The sequence below is a fragment of the Natrialba aegyptia DSM 13077 genome, assembly GCF_000337535.1.
Taxonomy (GTDB): domain Archaea; phylum Halobacteriota; class Halobacteria; order Halobacteriales; family Natrialbaceae; genus Natrialba; species Natrialba aegyptia.
Genome location: NZ_AOIP01000012.1, coordinates 37,386 through 51,376 on the forward strand (window position 1 = coordinate 37,386; position 13,991 = coordinate 51,376).

The 13,991-nt window shown below is 61.8% G+C and carries 15 protein-coding genes, 1 tRNA gene and 1 pseudogene; 8 read left to right on the forward strand and 9 right to left on the reverse strand.

Going from position 1 to position 13,991, the window contains the following annotated elements; translation table 11 throughout:
• Positions 1-61 precede the first annotated feature (61 nt).
• Positions 62-1,705: a potassium channel family protein gene (locus tag C480_RS02555; protein WP_006664056.1), complete on the reverse strand. Its 1,644-nt coding sequence runs from the start codon at positions 1,703-1,705 to the stop codon at positions 62-64.
• A 249-nt stretch (positions 1,706-1,954) separates the two neighbouring features.
• On the opposite strand from C480_RS02555, the gene C480_RS02560 reads away from it, so the two are divergent.
• The gene (locus tag C480_RS02560; RefSeq protein ID WP_006664057.1) at positions 1,955-2,287 is read left to right on the forward strand and encodes a DUF5798 family protein; all 333 of its coding nucleotides are present in this window, start codon (positions 1,955-1,957) and stop codon (positions 2,285-2,287) included.
• Between the two features lie 119 nt (positions 2,288-2,406).
• On the forward strand, positions 2,407-3,387 hold the full coding sequence (locus tag C480_RS02565; protein WP_006664058.1) for a PLP-dependent cysteine synthase family protein: 981 nt from the start codon (positions 2,407-2,409) through the stop codon (positions 3,385-3,387).
• On the opposite strand, the gene C480_RS02570 is transcribed toward C480_RS02565, so the two are convergent.
• From C480_RS02570 to C480_RS02585, 4 genes are all read right to left on the reverse strand, one after another.
• Complete coding sequence (locus C480_RS02570; protein WP_006664059.1) at positions 3,357-3,590, reverse strand: hypothetical protein; 234 nt, start codon at positions 3,588-3,590, stop codon at positions 3,357-3,359. The two genes, C480_RS02565 and C480_RS02570, sit on opposite strands and share 31 nt — an antisense overlap.
• A gap of 61 nt (positions 3,591-3,651) precedes the next feature.
• Positions 3,652-4,077 (reverse strand): CoA-binding protein, encoded by a 426-nt coding sequence (locus C480_RS02575; RefSeq protein ID WP_006664060.1) that lies wholly within the window; start codon positions 4,075-4,077, stop codon positions 3,652-3,654.
• 77 nt (positions 4,078-4,154) lie between these two features.
• Positions 4,155-5,012: a geranylgeranylglycerol-phosphate geranylgeranyltransferase gene (locus tag C480_RS02580; RefSeq protein ID WP_006664061.1), complete on the reverse strand. Its 858-nt coding sequence runs from the start codon at positions 5,010-5,012 to the stop codon at positions 4,155-4,157.
• Between the two features lie 162 nt (positions 5,013-5,174).
• The gene (locus C480_RS02585) at positions 5,175-5,369 is read right to left on the reverse strand and encodes a DUF7511 domain-containing protein (protein ID WP_006664062.1); all 195 of its coding nucleotides are present in this window, start codon (positions 5,367-5,369) and stop codon (positions 5,175-5,177) included.
• Between the two features lie 137 nt (positions 5,370-5,506).
• Here C480_RS02585 and C480_RS02590 point away from each other — a divergent pair.
• Positions 5,507-5,581 (forward strand) — tRNA-Arg (locus C480_RS02590).
• Between the two features lie 332 nt (positions 5,582-5,913).
• Here C480_RS02590 and C480_RS02595 read toward each other — a convergent pair.
• Positions 5,914-6,546 carry a GAP family protein gene (locus C480_RS02595; RefSeq protein WP_006664063.1) on the reverse strand — a complete coding sequence of 211 codons (633 nt, stop codon included), beginning with the start codon at positions 6,544-6,546 and terminating at the stop codon, positions 5,914-5,916.
• A gap of 278 nt (positions 6,547-6,824) precedes the next feature.
• On the opposite strand from C480_RS02595, the gene C480_RS02600 reads away from it, so the two are divergent.
• Positions 6,825-7,229, forward strand: a complete 405-nt coding sequence (locus C480_RS02600) for a DUF5518 domain-containing protein (protein WP_049903102.1) — start codon at positions 6,825-6,827, stop codon at positions 7,227-7,229.
• A 245-nt stretch (positions 7,230-7,474) separates the two neighbouring features.
• Positions 7,475-7,675, forward strand: coding sequence for a hypothetical protein (locus tag C480_RS02605; RefSeq protein ID WP_006664065.1), 201 nt, complete (start codon positions 7,475-7,477; stop codon positions 7,673-7,675).
• Between the two features lie 107 nt (positions 7,676-7,782).
• On the opposite strand, the gene C480_RS02610 is transcribed toward C480_RS02605, so the two are convergent.
• On the reverse strand, positions 7,783-8,958 hold the full coding sequence (locus C480_RS02610; protein ID WP_006664066.1) for a M24 family metallopeptidase: 1,176 nt from the start codon (positions 8,956-8,958) through the stop codon (positions 7,783-7,785).
• Positions 8,959-9,139: 181 nt separating this feature from the next.
• Here C480_RS02610 and C480_RS24145 point away from each other — a divergent pair.
• From C480_RS24145 to C480_RS02625, 3 genes and pseudogenes are all read left to right on the forward strand, one after another.
• Positions 9,140-9,667 (forward strand): annotated as a pseudogene (locus C480_RS24145) (transposase); the annotation flags it as partial.
• A 96-nt stretch (positions 9,668-9,763) separates the two neighbouring features.
• The gene (locus C480_RS02620; RefSeq protein WP_049903106.1) at positions 9,764-10,522 is read left to right on the forward strand and encodes a creatininase family protein; all 759 of its coding nucleotides are present in this window, start codon (positions 9,764-9,766) and stop codon (positions 10,520-10,522) included.
• Positions 10,523-11,083: 561 nt separating this feature from the next.
• Positions 11,084-11,389, forward strand: a complete 306-nt coding sequence (locus C480_RS02625) for a hypothetical protein (RefSeq protein WP_006664069.1) — start codon at positions 11,084-11,086, stop codon at positions 11,387-11,389.
• Positions 11,390-11,731: 342 nt separating this feature from the next.
• Here C480_RS02625 and C480_RS02630 read toward each other — a convergent pair whose 3' ends face one another.
• Positions 11,732-12,178: a S26 family signal peptidase gene (locus C480_RS02630; protein ID WP_006664070.1), complete on the reverse strand. Its 447-nt coding sequence runs from the start codon at positions 12,176-12,178 to the stop codon at positions 11,732-11,734.
• A 7-nt stretch (positions 12,179-12,185) separates the two neighbouring features.
• Positions 12,186-13,985, reverse strand: a complete 1,800-nt coding sequence (locus tag C480_RS02635) for an autotransporter outer membrane beta-barrel domain-containing protein (protein ID WP_006664071.1) — start codon at positions 13,983-13,985, stop codon at positions 12,186-12,188.
• Positions 13,986-13,991: the final 6 nt, after the last annotated feature.

Genomic DNA, 13,991 nt, shown 5'->3' on the forward strand with positions numbered 1-13,991 from the left:
TCTCGAGAACCCCGAGACGGCGCGAGGATCCCCGCCGCGGAGGCGACCGCAAACGACGCGGTCAATCCTCCTCTGCACCGTATCGCTCCCGGAACGCGCGGATCTGTCTCCCGGTGCCGGAGACGACGAGTACGTCCGTCGGCTCGAGTTCTCTCCCGTCAGGGGTGGAGAAAAACGTTCCGTCCCGATCGAGCGCGACGACGGTACAGCCGGTTTCGAGTCGGACATCCGCGGCCGAGAGTTCCTCGCCGGCGAGGGCCGGTGCGCTGATACGGGCAACGCGGAGACGATCACCGAGGGTCATCGTTTCGTGTTCGAAAATGCGGAGGGTGATCATTCGCCCGGCGACGTTGGGGAGGGCGAGGACGTCGTCCGCTCCTGCGGTGTGCAGGACCGCCACGCTGGTCGTCGCGTTCGCGCCGACGATGATGTCGAGATTCGGGTTCAGTGCGCGGGCGGTGAGCGTCGTCAAGATAGCTCTTTCGTCGCTATCGAGCGCGAGGATGAGCGTTCGCGCGTTCCGGATACCGGCCTCGAGCAGCGTCTCCTCCTCGGTGGCGTCGCCGACCACGTCGACCCGTTCTGCGGGTTCGGTGTCGACGACGGTCGTCTCCAGACCGGCCCGGACGAGGGTGCCGGCGGCCGTGGTGCCGACGAGGCCGGTCCCGACGACGATGACGGGGTCTCCCATCTCCTGATAGTGGCTGCCCGGCGTGCCGGTTCGCTCGGCGACGCCGTCGAGTTCGCTTTCGGTGCCGGCGACCAGCAGCGACGTGTTCTCGTCGACGCGGACGCGTTCCGGAAGAAGCGTCACAAAATCACCCCGAATCCAGGCGCCGAGGACCGTCGCACCGGTCTGTTCGAGCCGTCGAGTGGAGGCGACGGTTTCGCCGAAGAGGTCCGACCCGGGATCGACGTGGTACTCGACGATATCGAACGCCGCTTCGAAGTCGGCCTCCTCCTCGATGTCGAGGGTGACGACGTCGCGGACTTTGTCGCCGAGCGCCTTTCCGAGCCGGTGTTTCGGCGAGAGGACCTCATCGATGCCGGCGTAGCGGAAGTATCGGGCGTCGGAAGGAGCGGCGACGAGCACTAGAACGGTCGCGGTCGGCTCGTACCGTTCGATCGCGAGGACGGCCCTGATGAGTTCTCGTTCGGTGGCGTCGACGACGACGGCGAGGGCGTCCCCGAGTCGGGCGGCTTCGAGTCCGGCCGCCGTCGACGGGTCGCGGTGGACGACCCTCAGTCCCGCCTCGTGAAGCGTCTGGGCGCGCTCCGTTTCGCCCTCGAGAACGACGTGGGGCGTCCCGTTTGCCCCGAGTTCGTCGACGAGTCGCTCACAGTTGTCGGAGTAGCCGATGATGACGACGTGGTCGGAGACGGCATCGGTCTCGGCGGGTGGGGCGGGCTGGACTACCTGTCGAAGCCACGGCGTGATGAACTGCGGAATCGCGACCGCGATGTACGCGATACCGGTCACCTGGATCAGCACCATCAGAACGTTCATCCAGAGACTTTCCCAGGGTGCGTCCTGGCCGTAGCCGGTGGTCGTCATCGACTGTACGACGATCTCGAACGCCTGATACCACGTGCGTGATTCGCCCTCGTAAACGGCCATTCCCCACTGGTACGTCGCCGTGTACAGCGCGATCAGGGCGAGCAGCGACGCCAAGTAGACGAGTATTCGTCGGGTCAGTGTTACCATGTGCGTTCACCTGCGAGCGATCCGATAACCGGTAGTCGGTACCGGCGGTCGATAGCTGGTGGCTGGTGGCCGATGACCGGCAGCCGGTGACCAGCGGCCGATAGCCGATCGTCGGTAGTCGGTCAGATAGAAAGTCGACACCGGGCGACGGTATGGTTCTTGGCCGTTGCCAGCGCGTGCTCCCGGGACCTCGTTTCGTTTGCCGGTCGGAGGAAAAAGCCCATTAGCCAGCCGATGCATCACTGACACATGGGACTCGGCAGCACCGCAAAGAAGATTCAAGGCCTCTCCGACCGCGCCGAAGCGATGTACAAGCAGGTACAAAAGCTCCAACAGCGCATCACGAACCTCGAAGGAGAGGTCGACGACACGCACGACACGGTCGAGCGCATCGACCACCAACTCTCCGAACAACGCCAACTGCTGCTCGCCATCGCCGAGGAGCAGGGCATCGACGGCGAGCAAATCCTCGCCGAGGCCGCAATCGACGAAGCTGAACTCGACGACGAGGAGTCCACAGCGACCGACGACACGGCCACGGACACCGTTGATACCGAGCCGAGCGAAACAACCGCCGAGTAACGCCCGTCCGTCCTCGTCCCCGCACGTCTCACCGCTTGCGAAGTCCGCACCAGACGAGCAGTACGACTGGTCGACCACAAAGGGAAGACCTAACAACAGTGGCAACATTTGCCAGCACGATGACGACCCACGAGCGACCGTTGGACTCGGTGCTCGAGACGATCGGGCAAACCCCGCTCGTTCGCATCCGCGACGGCCCGCAGGGCGTCCGGATCTACGCGAAACTCGAGTCGTTCAACCCAGGTGCCAGCGTCAAGGACAGAATCGGCCGCTACATGCTCGAACGCATGCTCGAGCGCGGCGACGTCACCGCAGGCGGCACGATCATCGAACCGACCGCCGGGAACACGGGTATCGGCTTTGCGACCGCCGCCCAGCAACTCGGCCTCGACGCTATCTTCGTCGTCCCCGAACGTTTCAGCGTCGAAAAACAGCAACTCATGGCCGCCCTCGGCGCGGAAGTCATCAACACCCCGACCGAGGACGGCATGGACGGCGCGATCGCCCGCGCCCACGAATTGGCCGACGAATTAGACGACGCCGTCGTCCCCCAGCAGTTCTCGAACCCGCTCAACACCGAAGCCCACTACGCCACCACCGGCCCCGAAATCTACGACGCCCTCGACGGCGAGGTCGGTGCCGTCGTCGCCGGCTGTGGCACCGCGGGCACGCTCATGGGCATCGCCCGCTACGCGTTAGAACAGGACCCGGACACCGTCGTCGGTGCCGTCGAACCCGAGGGCTCCGTCTACGGCGAACTCCTCGGCGACGACCGCGAGGAAGGCGAGTACAAAATCGAAGGCATCGGCACCCACAACGTCGAAACCAACGAACTGTTCGATCCCGAACTCGTCGACGCCGTCTACCCGATCTCCGACCGCGACGCCCACGACGAACTCGAGCGACTCGCGCGTGAGGAAGGTCATTTGGTCGGCTCGAGCGCCGGAGCCGCAAGCGTCGCCGCCAAACACGTCGCCCAGGAGATCGCCGACGGTGAACTCGACGCGACACACGACACGGTCGTTACTGTGTTTCCGGATTCGAGCGAACGCTATCTCTCGAAGGGGATCTACCGCTCGTTCGAGGAGTGGAGTTCCTGACCGACGGGCTCATCCGCCGCGGATGACTGCTGGAGCGTCGTCGCGTCGACAACCTCGAGTTCGTCGTCGCGTTCGACCTCCCACACCCGAAGGACGAGATGTGCCTTGCAGTGGTGTTCGACGACATCCATGCCCGTCGTCCGGTTTCGGAGGACGAGCTGACAGACCCCGTCGTTCGAGCAGTTCCCGGACCGGTCACACATAGGTACGTCTCTTGTGTAGTCTACTGGTATGTAAGTCTCTGTCGGTGGTACCCCTCGGTGTTCAAACGCGCGACGATTCGGCGTGCAGCCGCCGGTGTTCGACTTTCATACAGCGATCCTGTACGACCTGCCGGCCCGCCTCCTCGGCACGGGCGGCCGCTTCGTCGTCTCGAATGCCCTGCTGGGTCCAGATCACGTCGGCGTCCGTCCGTTCGAGCGCCGTCTCGACGACTCCGGCGACTTCCTCGCTCGGCCGGAACAGACAGACGATATCGATCTCGTCTTCCACGTCCGCGAGCGTATCGAGGGCTTTTCTGCCGAAAATCTCGTCCGCGAAGGGGTTGACCGGAATCACGTCGTAGCCGTGGTCCCGGAGATACGCCGGCACGTCGTGGGCCGCCTTGCCCGGCGTTCGCGAACAGCCGACCACCGCAATCGTCTCCAGTCCGAGGATTTCCCGGAGCGCAGCGTCCGATTCGAGTGGCATACACGAGGTTACGAGTTCCGGACAGTTGAATGGCTTCGTCTTTTCGCTCGGCGTCCGCCTCTCGTCTCGTTATCTCGTTAGAACCAGCCGAACTCGAGTTCGAGCGCCGCACGGCCGACGATGAACGCGAGTGCGGCGAGAAAGGTTCCGTACTTGAGGTGGGACTGACCCGCGGTCGGGTCCTCGAAACTCTCGTAGGCCGCGACGATCATGATCGCGTTCGCCGGTATCACCACGAGCAGATACGCGAGTTCGAAGTGCCCGAGGACGTAGGGCAGCGGACTCGCGAGGACGCCGATCGCGAGCAGCCCCGCGGCGACGTAGAGCGCGCGGCGCTCGCCGATCGCGATCGGCAGCGTGTTCAACCCCTCCTCGCGGTCGCCCTCCACGTCCTCGACGTCTTTGATGATCTCGCGGGTGAGCGTCGCGATGGCCGCCAGCGCACAGAGGACGACCGCCGGCCCGATCTCGCCGACCGCCGCCGCGCCGAACAGAAACGTGCTCCCGACGAGGTAGGCCACCAGCGCGTTCCCCAGCCCGGGCAATCCCTTGAAGAACTCGGTGTAGGCCACCAGCGCCACCAGGTTGATTCCTGCGATGGCAACCGCAGATCGCGGGAGCGTCAGGGCGAGCGCCACGGCCGCGACGAAGAGAACGAGGCTGAACGCGAGCGCGCCGCGCGGGCTCACCGCACCGCGTGGAATCGCCCGCTCGGGCTGGTTGATCCGGTCGATCTCCCGATCGAAGTAGTCGTTGATCGCGTTTCCTGCACCGACTGCAAGTCCCGTCGCCGCGACCGCTGTCACTGTCTCCGGCGTCTCGGCCGTGACACCACCGGCGACGAACGCGCCGATGAAGGTCAACACGCTCGCGGCGAGCACGTTCACCGGCCGCGTCAACTCGGCCAGCCCGCGGATCGTCTCCCCCGCTGTCATTGGCGATACTGCTCAGGCCGACCGGTTAAACGGTACGATCCGCGGGCGCAGCCGGCGTGTGTCTCCCGTGCGCGCCTGTCATAATTAGTATCGCCATCGTCGGTGTCGGCACCGGTATCGGTATCGACACCGACACCGGCACCAACACCGATATCGGACCCGCTACCGCCAAGCCCCAAGCTCACAACACAAGCCAGATGAAACCGTCAGCCACGCCTCCTCCCGCTCGAGCGCGGTCGCGTCCACCGGCACCACCGTCACCGCCCCCGTCTCGTCCGTTCTGAACTCGAGTTCGGGTTCAGATTCGTCGGGACTTGGCGGACCGTGATCGTCGGCCGCGGTGAACTCGGCTGTCATTACCCGTAGGTTGGTGGGCCCAGGTCAAGACCTTCGAGGTGGTTTTCAGTGGGTGGGAATGGCGGGGTGTGGTGGGGCCTGTCGGAACCGGTGAAAATCGAGTGACTTATACGGAACCACCGGATACGAAGGGGTGCGGGCGCTTAGCTCAGTCTGGACAGAGTACTTGGCTTCGGACCAAGCTGTCACGGGTTCAAATCCTGTAGCGCCCATGATTTTGCGACGAACGGACGTGAGAAACAAATCATGTCCGCGAACGATTTGAATCAGGGAGCAGCTGTGCTGCGACCGTGGTTCAAATCCTGTAGCGCCCACTCGCAGACGACTCGATTCTCAACTAATACTAATTCGACTGTAGAGGCGATAGTGGGGGAACTTTCGCTGGTATTGGTGGTCTGTCAAGGGTGGTCGAAATATGATCCCAACAGGAAACGGGTTGCGGCTCCATCACATCATGCGATTCTCTTCGCAAATCGGGGGTGGTCGGCGTGACGATTGCGCCGTGGTCGTCGGTCGATCACTCGATCTGTGACCACTGTGGGGCCTATCCGAAGAGGTTCTGGAGCGTCAGGACGACGAAGAGCAGAATCACCGCTTCGGAGATAACCCACGAGTTCTCGTCCATCCAGTTGCGGACCTGCGGGAGCGCAGCTTCTGCTCGCTCTCCGAGAAGGAACACGCTGAGCGATGGAACCGCCAAGAGAAACAGCGTGAGCAGGACGAACCCGGTCGCATCCGTGACCGGATCGTCGTTTGCCGCGAGGTAGGTTCCAACGCTAACCGAGGTGACGATATCGGTCGGAAAGACGCCGAGGAGGAGAAAACCCAGTTTCAACGAGAGTTGTGGCGTCGCGTTGGTCAGTTTTCCCATCCACGCCGGCGGCTTCGACACGTCCCGTTTCCGGTAGGTATCCACGGCCGCGTAAAGAAGAAAAACGAGGACGAGAACATAGAGCAGTTGCTTTGCGCTCGCCCCTAACAGACCGCCGCTAGCACCGAAACTGTTCCCGAAGAGGTACGCGATACCGACGACGAGACTGATAGAGAGGGACGCGCCGAGAACGTAGGCCGTCGAGTTCGCCCGCCACTGGTCGCTCGTGGCGAGGAAGATCGGGGAGAGTATCTGCGGGCCCGCGATCATCACGATGGCTAACGGGAGGACTTCCAGGAAACTCATGGCTCGTACCCGCCGTGATTCGATCTGTTCTGCCGGCCGGCCCCTCCATTTTTGGAGGCGTATTTACTGGATACCATTACCGTGATTCTCCCCGAAGCGTAGTAGGCCGCCAACGACAATTAGTGTTGTTGTGATTATGTAAAGAGTTCGTCTCAGTTTTTAGAGAGATTCCGTTCGCTCGCCTCGCGCCGCAATTACCTGTCTACTCATGGCAACAGTACTCTCCATTTCACGTGAAGTGAAGCTTATATCCAGTGACAGCATACTAATAATCGACTATGAGAATTAATTGGTCAGCAGTCATAACTGGATTCGTCGTGACCCTCGTGCTCGGGTTCATCAGCGGGATGATCTACGCGGGATCTGATGCCTCGGTCGCGGTCTTACATTGGGGAACCATCGGTATCCTCGGCGGCCTCACCGCCGGCTACCTCGTCGGTGGAAGAATAGGCAGCGGTGCGCTCCACGGCGGTATCGCGACCGTCTTCGGATCGCTCATCCTGTTAGTCATCGCAGCGTTTACGACGCTCCTGTTTGCGGGCGTCGTCCCGATGTTCAGCATGGTCGTCCTGGGCTTGCTCATGCTCGCGTTCTACGCCATCCCCGGTGTACTGGGTGGCGCGATCGGCTCGTGGGCCAAGAGTCGCCGGACAACCACGGAGATGGTCGGTACGCGGGCCTGAGCGACTACCGACAGGACCGATCACTTTTATCGTAATAGCCGTCTTCTCTCGAGGAGTTCTTTGGCGGCCGTTCGTGATCGCTCACGGCTTTCCGATGGACAGTTCGATTGTTGTTGGTAATATGGGGATATTCAGTGTCGATACTGTGTAATAGCGCACACAAATTCAGGTGTTATTCAAAAATATGTGTGACTTTTTCGATGAAGGTCGGAAAAACATTTACTGCCGAGTATGGAGCGTGAGGCATGAACAACATACGCAGTATCGACCTGGACAACCCGCTACTGTATATCCTCACCATGATAATCACCTGGATAGTCGTAGCAGGCGTCTTTGAGACGGTATTTGCTGATGGTAACTGGACGAACGCAATTAGCCAGGGGATCGTCGGCGGGCTGGTTTTCGGGGTTGCGATGTACTATCTCATCCAGTATACTGGAAACTAACCCCAGAGAAGAACTCGCGAGGAGCGATTTGACCATGTATAATTGAGAAGCCTGGTTTCTTCTGGACACTATCGAACGCCGCTTAGAGAATAGCGTCAGGGTACACGTTAGACGACGCGAAGGTCCCTCGGATAGTCGGTCATGTTCTCGTGCCCATCGTCGGTGACGACGACGAGATCTTCGAGGCGGACGCCGCCGGTTCCCTGTTCGTACAGACCGGGTTCGACCGTGACGACGTGGCCGGCCTCGAGTTCACCGGCTTGCTGTGCGAGATGCGGCGCTTCGTGAACGTCGAGGCCGACGCCGTGGCCGGTCGCGTGGGGGAAGCCGCTGTCAGGGTTGTCCGCCGTGCGACCCGTGGGGTAGCCCGCTGACTCGAACACGTCGCAGACGGCGGCGTGGACGGTCTCGCCGGTGACGCCCGCCCGGATGGTGTCCAGTGCTGCCTCGGAGGCCTCGGAAACGAGGGCGTACCACTCCCGGGTGCGATCGCTGGGGGTGCCCTTCACGACGGTGCGGGTCATGTCCCCGAAGTACCGCGTCCGCTTGTGTCGGGGGAAGATATCGATGATGATCGGGACGTTCGCTTGCAGCGGTCCGGTGCCGGGATCGTGGGCGCGGGCCCCCGCGGGTCCGGACGCGACGATGCACTGATCCAGCCCGCAGCCTCGGTTTAGGACCGCGCGTTCGATGCGGTCGCGCACCCGCTCGCTCGTGAGGGGATCGCCGTCGAGGTGCAAGACGCCGTCCGCGACGGTCGCGCGTTCGAGCAGGTCCTCGGCGGTGGCCATCCCGTCTTCGGCCGCTCGCTGTGTCTCCCTGATGTGGTCGATCTCGTGGTCGCGCTTGACGGCGCGGATCTCGTCGAGGACATACTCGTACTCCGGCACGACTTCGATGCCGTGCTCGCGCAACAGATCGGCGGTGCCGACCGGGAACGAGACGGGGACCGACACCGAGTCGATACCGGCGGCGTGGAGGAAGTCCACGGTCACGCGTTTTCTGGCTTTTCGCGGGTCCATGTCCTCGAGTTCAGCCGCGTTCCTGAACTCGGCGCGGGAGCGGATTTCGTCGCCGTTGCTGTCGCGTTCGGCCTGGCTACATTCGGGGCCTGGCAGGAGGAGGGTGACGCGCTCGTCGGCGTAGAGCGTGACGAACTCGTCGAGCATGTGGTAGCCGGAGAGGTAGTACTGGTGGCTGTCGTTCCCGTCGGCGTCGATCAGGTAGCCGTCGGTGCCGGCCTGGTCGAGAAACGCGGTGAGTTGGGGGATCGCCGGTGTCATGGCTCCGACGTTTCGGAGGTCGAGCAATAAGCGGTATTGAGGGGTGGTATCAGGGATCGTGCACGTCTGGTTTGCTGACGAATGCTATGATCATCACACTATTTCACCTATCGACTGCGAACCAGTTCCCTATGGGTGTGCAGGTTACAAACTATCGGCCTTGTTTAGACGCTGTTGAACCCTCCTTCGACTCTCCGCAGACCTCCACGAAACCGGTGGCGTACAGGCTATCAATGCTACTGGCTTTGACCGCCATTCGGCCAGTTGCCATTACACAAATCGGACTAACTACACGTTCAGATCGGTAAAAACGACAGCGTTGGGTGACTGTGATACCAGCACCGTGTTGGATATTCACTGTTCGATGAAGCAGCCACATGACACCCGTTGGATGGCAGGTACTCACCCGGAACCTCAACCGGCTACAGACCGTTACCGCTGACAAAGGTATGACTGGGACAATCTCCGCAAAGAGCTTCGGGGTTCAGACGTTCGACCAGTGACCAAACACCGAGAGTTCTCCTCGTTAAATATGGCGCACAACACCCGCCAAGACGACGACACCTATCACCAACGTTCAAACGTTGAGGCAGTGTTTTTCGCACTCAAGCAGCGGTACAGCGACACGTTCCGGGCACGGACGTGGTTCGGGCAATTCCGTGAACTCGTGCTGAAAGCGGCTGTAAGAAATGTCGAACTTGCTTCCTGACTTCGGCCGGTATAGAGGCTGTGGTTAGCAGTTTCCGTGTGGATCGGTGATATATCATCACAAGGTTCTTTGTTCCGACAAGATAGATGCAAATGCATGTCTTCTCGCAAAACAGTATGCCTTGAGGAGATGGTATGGCCAGAGGTTGAATCCGCCCTCGAAAACGGAACACGGACAGCAATCGTGGCTGTCGGTTCGATTGAACAACACGGCCCACATTTGCCGTTGAATATGGATACTCTAGATGGAGACGAGCTTTCACGCCGAATTTCGATAGAGCTGGGCGATGCCCTCGCCGCCCCCACGATTCGCCCCGGATGCTCGGGCCATCACATGGAGTTCCCCGGCACGATCACTGTTCCACCCGAGACGCTGATGGACGTGATCCGATCGTACTGCCGATCCCTCGACGAACATGGCTTCGAGTACATCGTCCTCGTCCCGACCCACGGCGGTAACTTCGGGCCGGTCAAGACCGTGGCTCCCGACATTGCCCGCGAACTCGAAGCCACGGTGATTGCACTTGCCGATCTTGACGAACACATGCAATTGCTGAACGAGGGGCTTGGCGAAGCCGGCATCGAGTACGAACAGGACGTGATCCACGCTGGGGCCGCCGAGACGGCGATGGTGCTGGCCATCGACGAGGGTCTCGTCAGGACGGAGAACGTCGAGCTCGGGCCCGAAGGCGAAATCTCGCCAGCGCGTCTGCTAAGTGAAGGGTTCAAATCCATTACCGAAAACGGCGTCCTTGGTGATCCAACGAAGGCAACCACCGAGGCAGGAGAAGTGATCATCCAGAACGTCGTGGAGACGTACGTTGAGCATATCAGAACCGAACGCGATGCAGTCTGACTGAGCGACCCACCGACACATACGTAGGCTTACTGAACGCCTGATTCGTAGCGTTACCAGCGCAAGGAATCTGGCTGACTTACCTCGTCTAAACAAGACCCATAACAAGTATTCGTCAGTATGACCACGCGTTGGCAGTCACCATATCGAAAGGCGATCATTGGATTTCTCATCGGAACTACGGTAGGGTTAGCAACCGGAGTTTTTGCAGTCGGAGACCCGTGGCAAGAAGAGATTATTCCTGCTCTTGGAACGGGGATCGGGATTGCGGTTGCGTTCTATTTCGTGGCTGGAGAGTGATTTCAGTACTCCTTCCCGATAGCCAACGGTAGATATAAGTCACTACCAGTTAACAATTAGAACGGAAGCCACGACGCCGGGTACGAAAGTGCCCCGGGTGCTGATACACCCGAGACGTGGCTTCCAAACCCTCCCGGGGTTCACAAGCCATGTTTGCGTACATTCTCACGGGATATAAACATCCCGCACGATTGATGAGTCGAACTGTCCGCGTAGCATCGTCGCTATCCGTCGAATTCGCCGGAATTTCGGGGTGTGACAATGGGGCTGCGTGACGACAATGAGTCGGATACCGAACCGAACGAAAACGACGACGCGCACAAGAATCCGGGCGAGACGCACGAACACCCCGGTGACGCACACGAAAATCCCGATCGCGAGACCGACCACGAGTTCAGAACGTGCCCGCGGTGCGGGGAGCCGATCACCCGAACGACGGTGATCGGGCCGACGGACGCGGTTGCGGGGCCGTGTGGCTGTCGCGTTGCGCCGCCGGTTCCCGACGACGTAGCGCAGGGGGATCGGGCTGATTGTCCCGAGCGTCCTGAGCGACCCGACGAGTCCTAACAGCCGCGGACAGACCCATCCAACGGGTCTGCCGAACGGAGCGGGTCGCGGCGGGACATCGGATTCCACGCAGCGTGTGATGGGTAGCTGTCCACAGCCATCACAACCACCGCACCACCACCATTCGAAACCGCAGCGCGGAATCCGAACCGAACTCGCGGCTCGACGCTGTTGTAACGCGAGGCGGTGCTCTCGAACGCCTCGCGAACCTCGACCGTTGCACTGAACTCCGTAGATCGAGTTCAGTGCACGGCGGTAAGGAGCAAACGAAACAGGGAGCGTTCGGACGACACACTGGCTCGAACGCACTGTCGTCCCGGCGCTACAACGGGGAGCGGTCGCCTACCGCCAGTACGTGCCCGTGATCCACTGCGGCTCGACCGGGCGCGAGAGGCCGGTTTCTTGGTCGTACGACGGGTTGGAATCTCCTTTCGTGATGTAGCCCTCGTTCGGCGCGGGGCAGTGAACCGCCTCGGCACAGGTGAGCGAGTCGGTCGTGTTCCCCTCGAGCGCAGCGACCCAATCGTCTCCTTCCGAAACGTACGTCACGGCCCGATGCACCACGAGTCGGTTCGATTCGTTGCCGTCCGCGTGAAAGACGATTATCTCGCCGCTCTCGAGGTCCTCGTGCGATCCCCACTCGGAGACCACGATCCGGGAATCCCGCTCGATCGTCGGCTCCATGCTGCCCGTCGGGACGTGGTGAATCGCAACGACCAGCGAGAGCCCGTACAGCAGTCCGCAGATGAGCACGAATCCGCCGCCGGCGATGAGTAGTTCGCGTTTCATTGGTCTGTTAGTCGACGTCGACGGTGAGCGTGGCCGTCGCCGGTCCCGCGGTCGCCGTCGCTATCGTCTCGGTCGCAGTGCCGAGTTCGACGGTGAGTGTGAACTCGATCGTGGTGTCGATCCGTGCGGCGTCGGCGGTGGGTTCGAGGTGGGTGAAATCAGAGTCGATAGCTGAGTGAGAGGACAGCGAAACGGTGTCGATGTTCAGGTCGGTGAACGACGGCGTGAGCGTCCCGTGTGGGAGGTCGGCGGGGTCCAGGAGGTCGGTCGCGGGAACGGTGTGGGCGTCGACAAGCGGTTCGAACGTCGTGCTCCCGCCGGAGGGGGTGGTTCCGCGGTCGTGGGGGATGGGGGTATCGAGAAGGTGCGGGTAGTCGTCGGGGTCCGTGACGGTCGTCCAGGTGTCCGTGAAGTCGAGGGCCGTATTTGCGCTCGCCGCAGCGCCTTGCAGTTCGCCCGTCGACAGTCCATCGAGGTCCTCGTCGCCGTCCGCTTCGATGAGACCGACGGCCGTTCCGGAGGCATCTGTGTCCCAGTAAGTGCGTTCGAGATCGCCGGGATCACCGCCGATGCACAGAAACAGGAGACACGTCCGGTCGGTCTCGTTGACGGCGACGAAGCCGGCTGCGTTGTCGTGGTCCGGGACGGCGACGGTGGCGTAGGCATCGCTGATGACCCCGGTTTCCTCGATGTCGTCTCCGCCGAGGCCGACGAGCGACAATAATCCGTCGAGGACGCCGATAACGAGTTCGAGCAGCGAGCCGATCAGCCCCGCGTCTTCGCCTTCGCCGAGTGCGTTCGCTCCCGCGAACCCGCCGACGACGGCGTCGCCGTCGATGGTGCCCCGTGCGTAGGCGTCGCGGGTATCGGCGACGTTCAGGCCGACGAACCCGCCGGTGAATCGGTCGCCGGTGACGGAACATTCCGCGTACGAGCGATCGATGTGGCCCTGTTCGGTTTCGCCTTCTTCCCGCACGTTCGCCCCGACGAGTCCGCCGACGAGTTCGGTGCCCTGGACGGCACAATCGAGCGCGTACGAGCGGTCGATCGTCCCGATGTTTAGCCCGGCGATGGTGCCGACGGCGTTGGGACCCTGAACGTCGCCGTGTATGAGGCCGACGTGGTCGACGGTACCCGCGTTGACGCCGATCAAGCCGACGCCGTCGTCGTCCCCGTCGATCGTGAGCCCGCAGATTCGGTGGCCGTTGCCCGTAAGCGTCCCCTCGAACGCCTCGTCCGCGTCGGTATCGGTGAGCGGATCGAATCCGCTTCCATCGTTCCAGGCTCCCGTCTGCGTCGCATTGATGTTATTGCCGAGTTCGTAATGCGCATCGAGGGCTGCAGCGATCGCCTGGAGTTCGTGATCGGTCGTGATGACGTACGGATCGCTCGCGGACCCGTCTCCGTCCATTCCGTCGAGGACGGCACCGAGATCGGCCGGCGCGTGGTCGTTTGGCTCGCTCCAGCCGGCGAACGCGCGATCGGCCCGGCCATCGACGTGTGGATTGGCCTCGAGCGTGAACTGGAACTGGTACCCGTCGGTGAGGACGCTATCGGGAACGTTGGCGTAGTCGACGGTGATCGTCGATTCCTCGGCGACGACGGCCTCGGTGACGATGCCGCAGTTCGTCTCGATCGTCACGTCCGCAGCGTCGAACTCGATCGAAGCGGCGAACGCTGGTTCCTCGATGCGGAGAAACTGATCGTATCCGAACGCGGACCCGAGGGCCGTCCCAAGGAGTCCGGCCATCGCCGTTCGGCGCGAGAGCGGTTCGGTCACGGTCGGTTGTCGGTCGGTCGAGTTCATGTCGCG

What these genes read in the sequence shown, in the direction of transcription:
- C480_RS02555 (WP_006664056.1), bottom strand. Translation starts at nt 1,705, where the DNA reads ATGGTAACACTGACCCGACGAATACTCGTCTACTTGGCGTCGCTGCTC.
- C480_RS02560 (WP_006664057.1), top strand. Translation starts at nt 1,955, where the DNA reads ATGGGACTCGGCAGCACCGCAAAGAAGATTCAAGGCCTCTCCGACCGC.
- C480_RS02565 (WP_006664058.1), top strand. Translation starts at nt 2,407, where the DNA reads ATGACGACCCACGAGCGACCGTTGGACTCGGTGCTCGAGACGATCGGG.
- C480_RS02570 (WP_006664059.1), bottom strand. Translation starts at nt 3,590, where the DNA reads ATGTGTGACCGGTCCGGGAACTGCTCGAACGACGGGGTCTGTCAGCTC.
- C480_RS02575 (WP_006664060.1), bottom strand. Translation starts at nt 4,077, where the DNA reads ATGCCACTCGAATCGGACGCTGCGCTCCGGGAAATCCTCGGACTGGAG.
- C480_RS02580 (WP_006664061.1), bottom strand. Translation starts at nt 5,012, where the DNA reads ATGACAGCGGGGGAGACGATCCGCGGGCTGGCCGAGTTGACGCGGCCG.
- C480_RS02585 (WP_006664062.1), bottom strand. Translation starts at nt 5,369, where the DNA reads ATGACAGCCGAGTTCACCGCGGCCGACGATCACGGTCCGCCAAGTCCC.
- C480_RS02595 (WP_006664063.1), bottom strand. Translation starts at nt 6,546, where the DNA reads ATGAGTTTCCTGGAAGTCCTCCCGTTAGCCATCGTGATGATCGCGGGC.
- C480_RS02600 (WP_049903102.1), top strand. Translation starts at nt 6,825, where the DNA reads ATGAGAATTAATTGGTCAGCAGTCATAACTGGATTCGTCGTGACCCTC.
- C480_RS02605 (WP_006664065.1), top strand. Translation starts at nt 7,475, where the DNA reads ATGAACAACATACGCAGTATCGACCTGGACAACCCGCTACTGTATATC.
- C480_RS02610 (WP_006664066.1), bottom strand. Translation starts at nt 8,958, where the DNA reads ATGACACCGGCGATCCCCCAACTCACCGCGTTTCTCGACCAGGCCGGC.
- C480_RS02620 (WP_049903106.1), top strand. Translation starts at nt 9,764, where the DNA reads ATGTCTTCTCGCAAAACAGTATGCCTTGAGGAGATGGTATGGCCAGAG.
- C480_RS02625 (WP_006664069.1), top strand. Translation starts at nt 11,084, where the DNA reads ATGGGGCTGCGTGACGACAATGAGTCGGATACCGAACCGAACGAAAAC.
- C480_RS02630 (WP_006664070.1), bottom strand. Translation starts at nt 12,178, where the DNA reads ATGAAACGCGAACTACTCATCGCCGGCGGCGGATTCGTGCTCATCTGC.
- C480_RS02635 (WP_006664071.1), bottom strand. Translation starts at nt 13,985, where the DNA reads ATGAACTCGACCGACCGACAACCGACCGTGACCGAACCGCTCTCGCGC.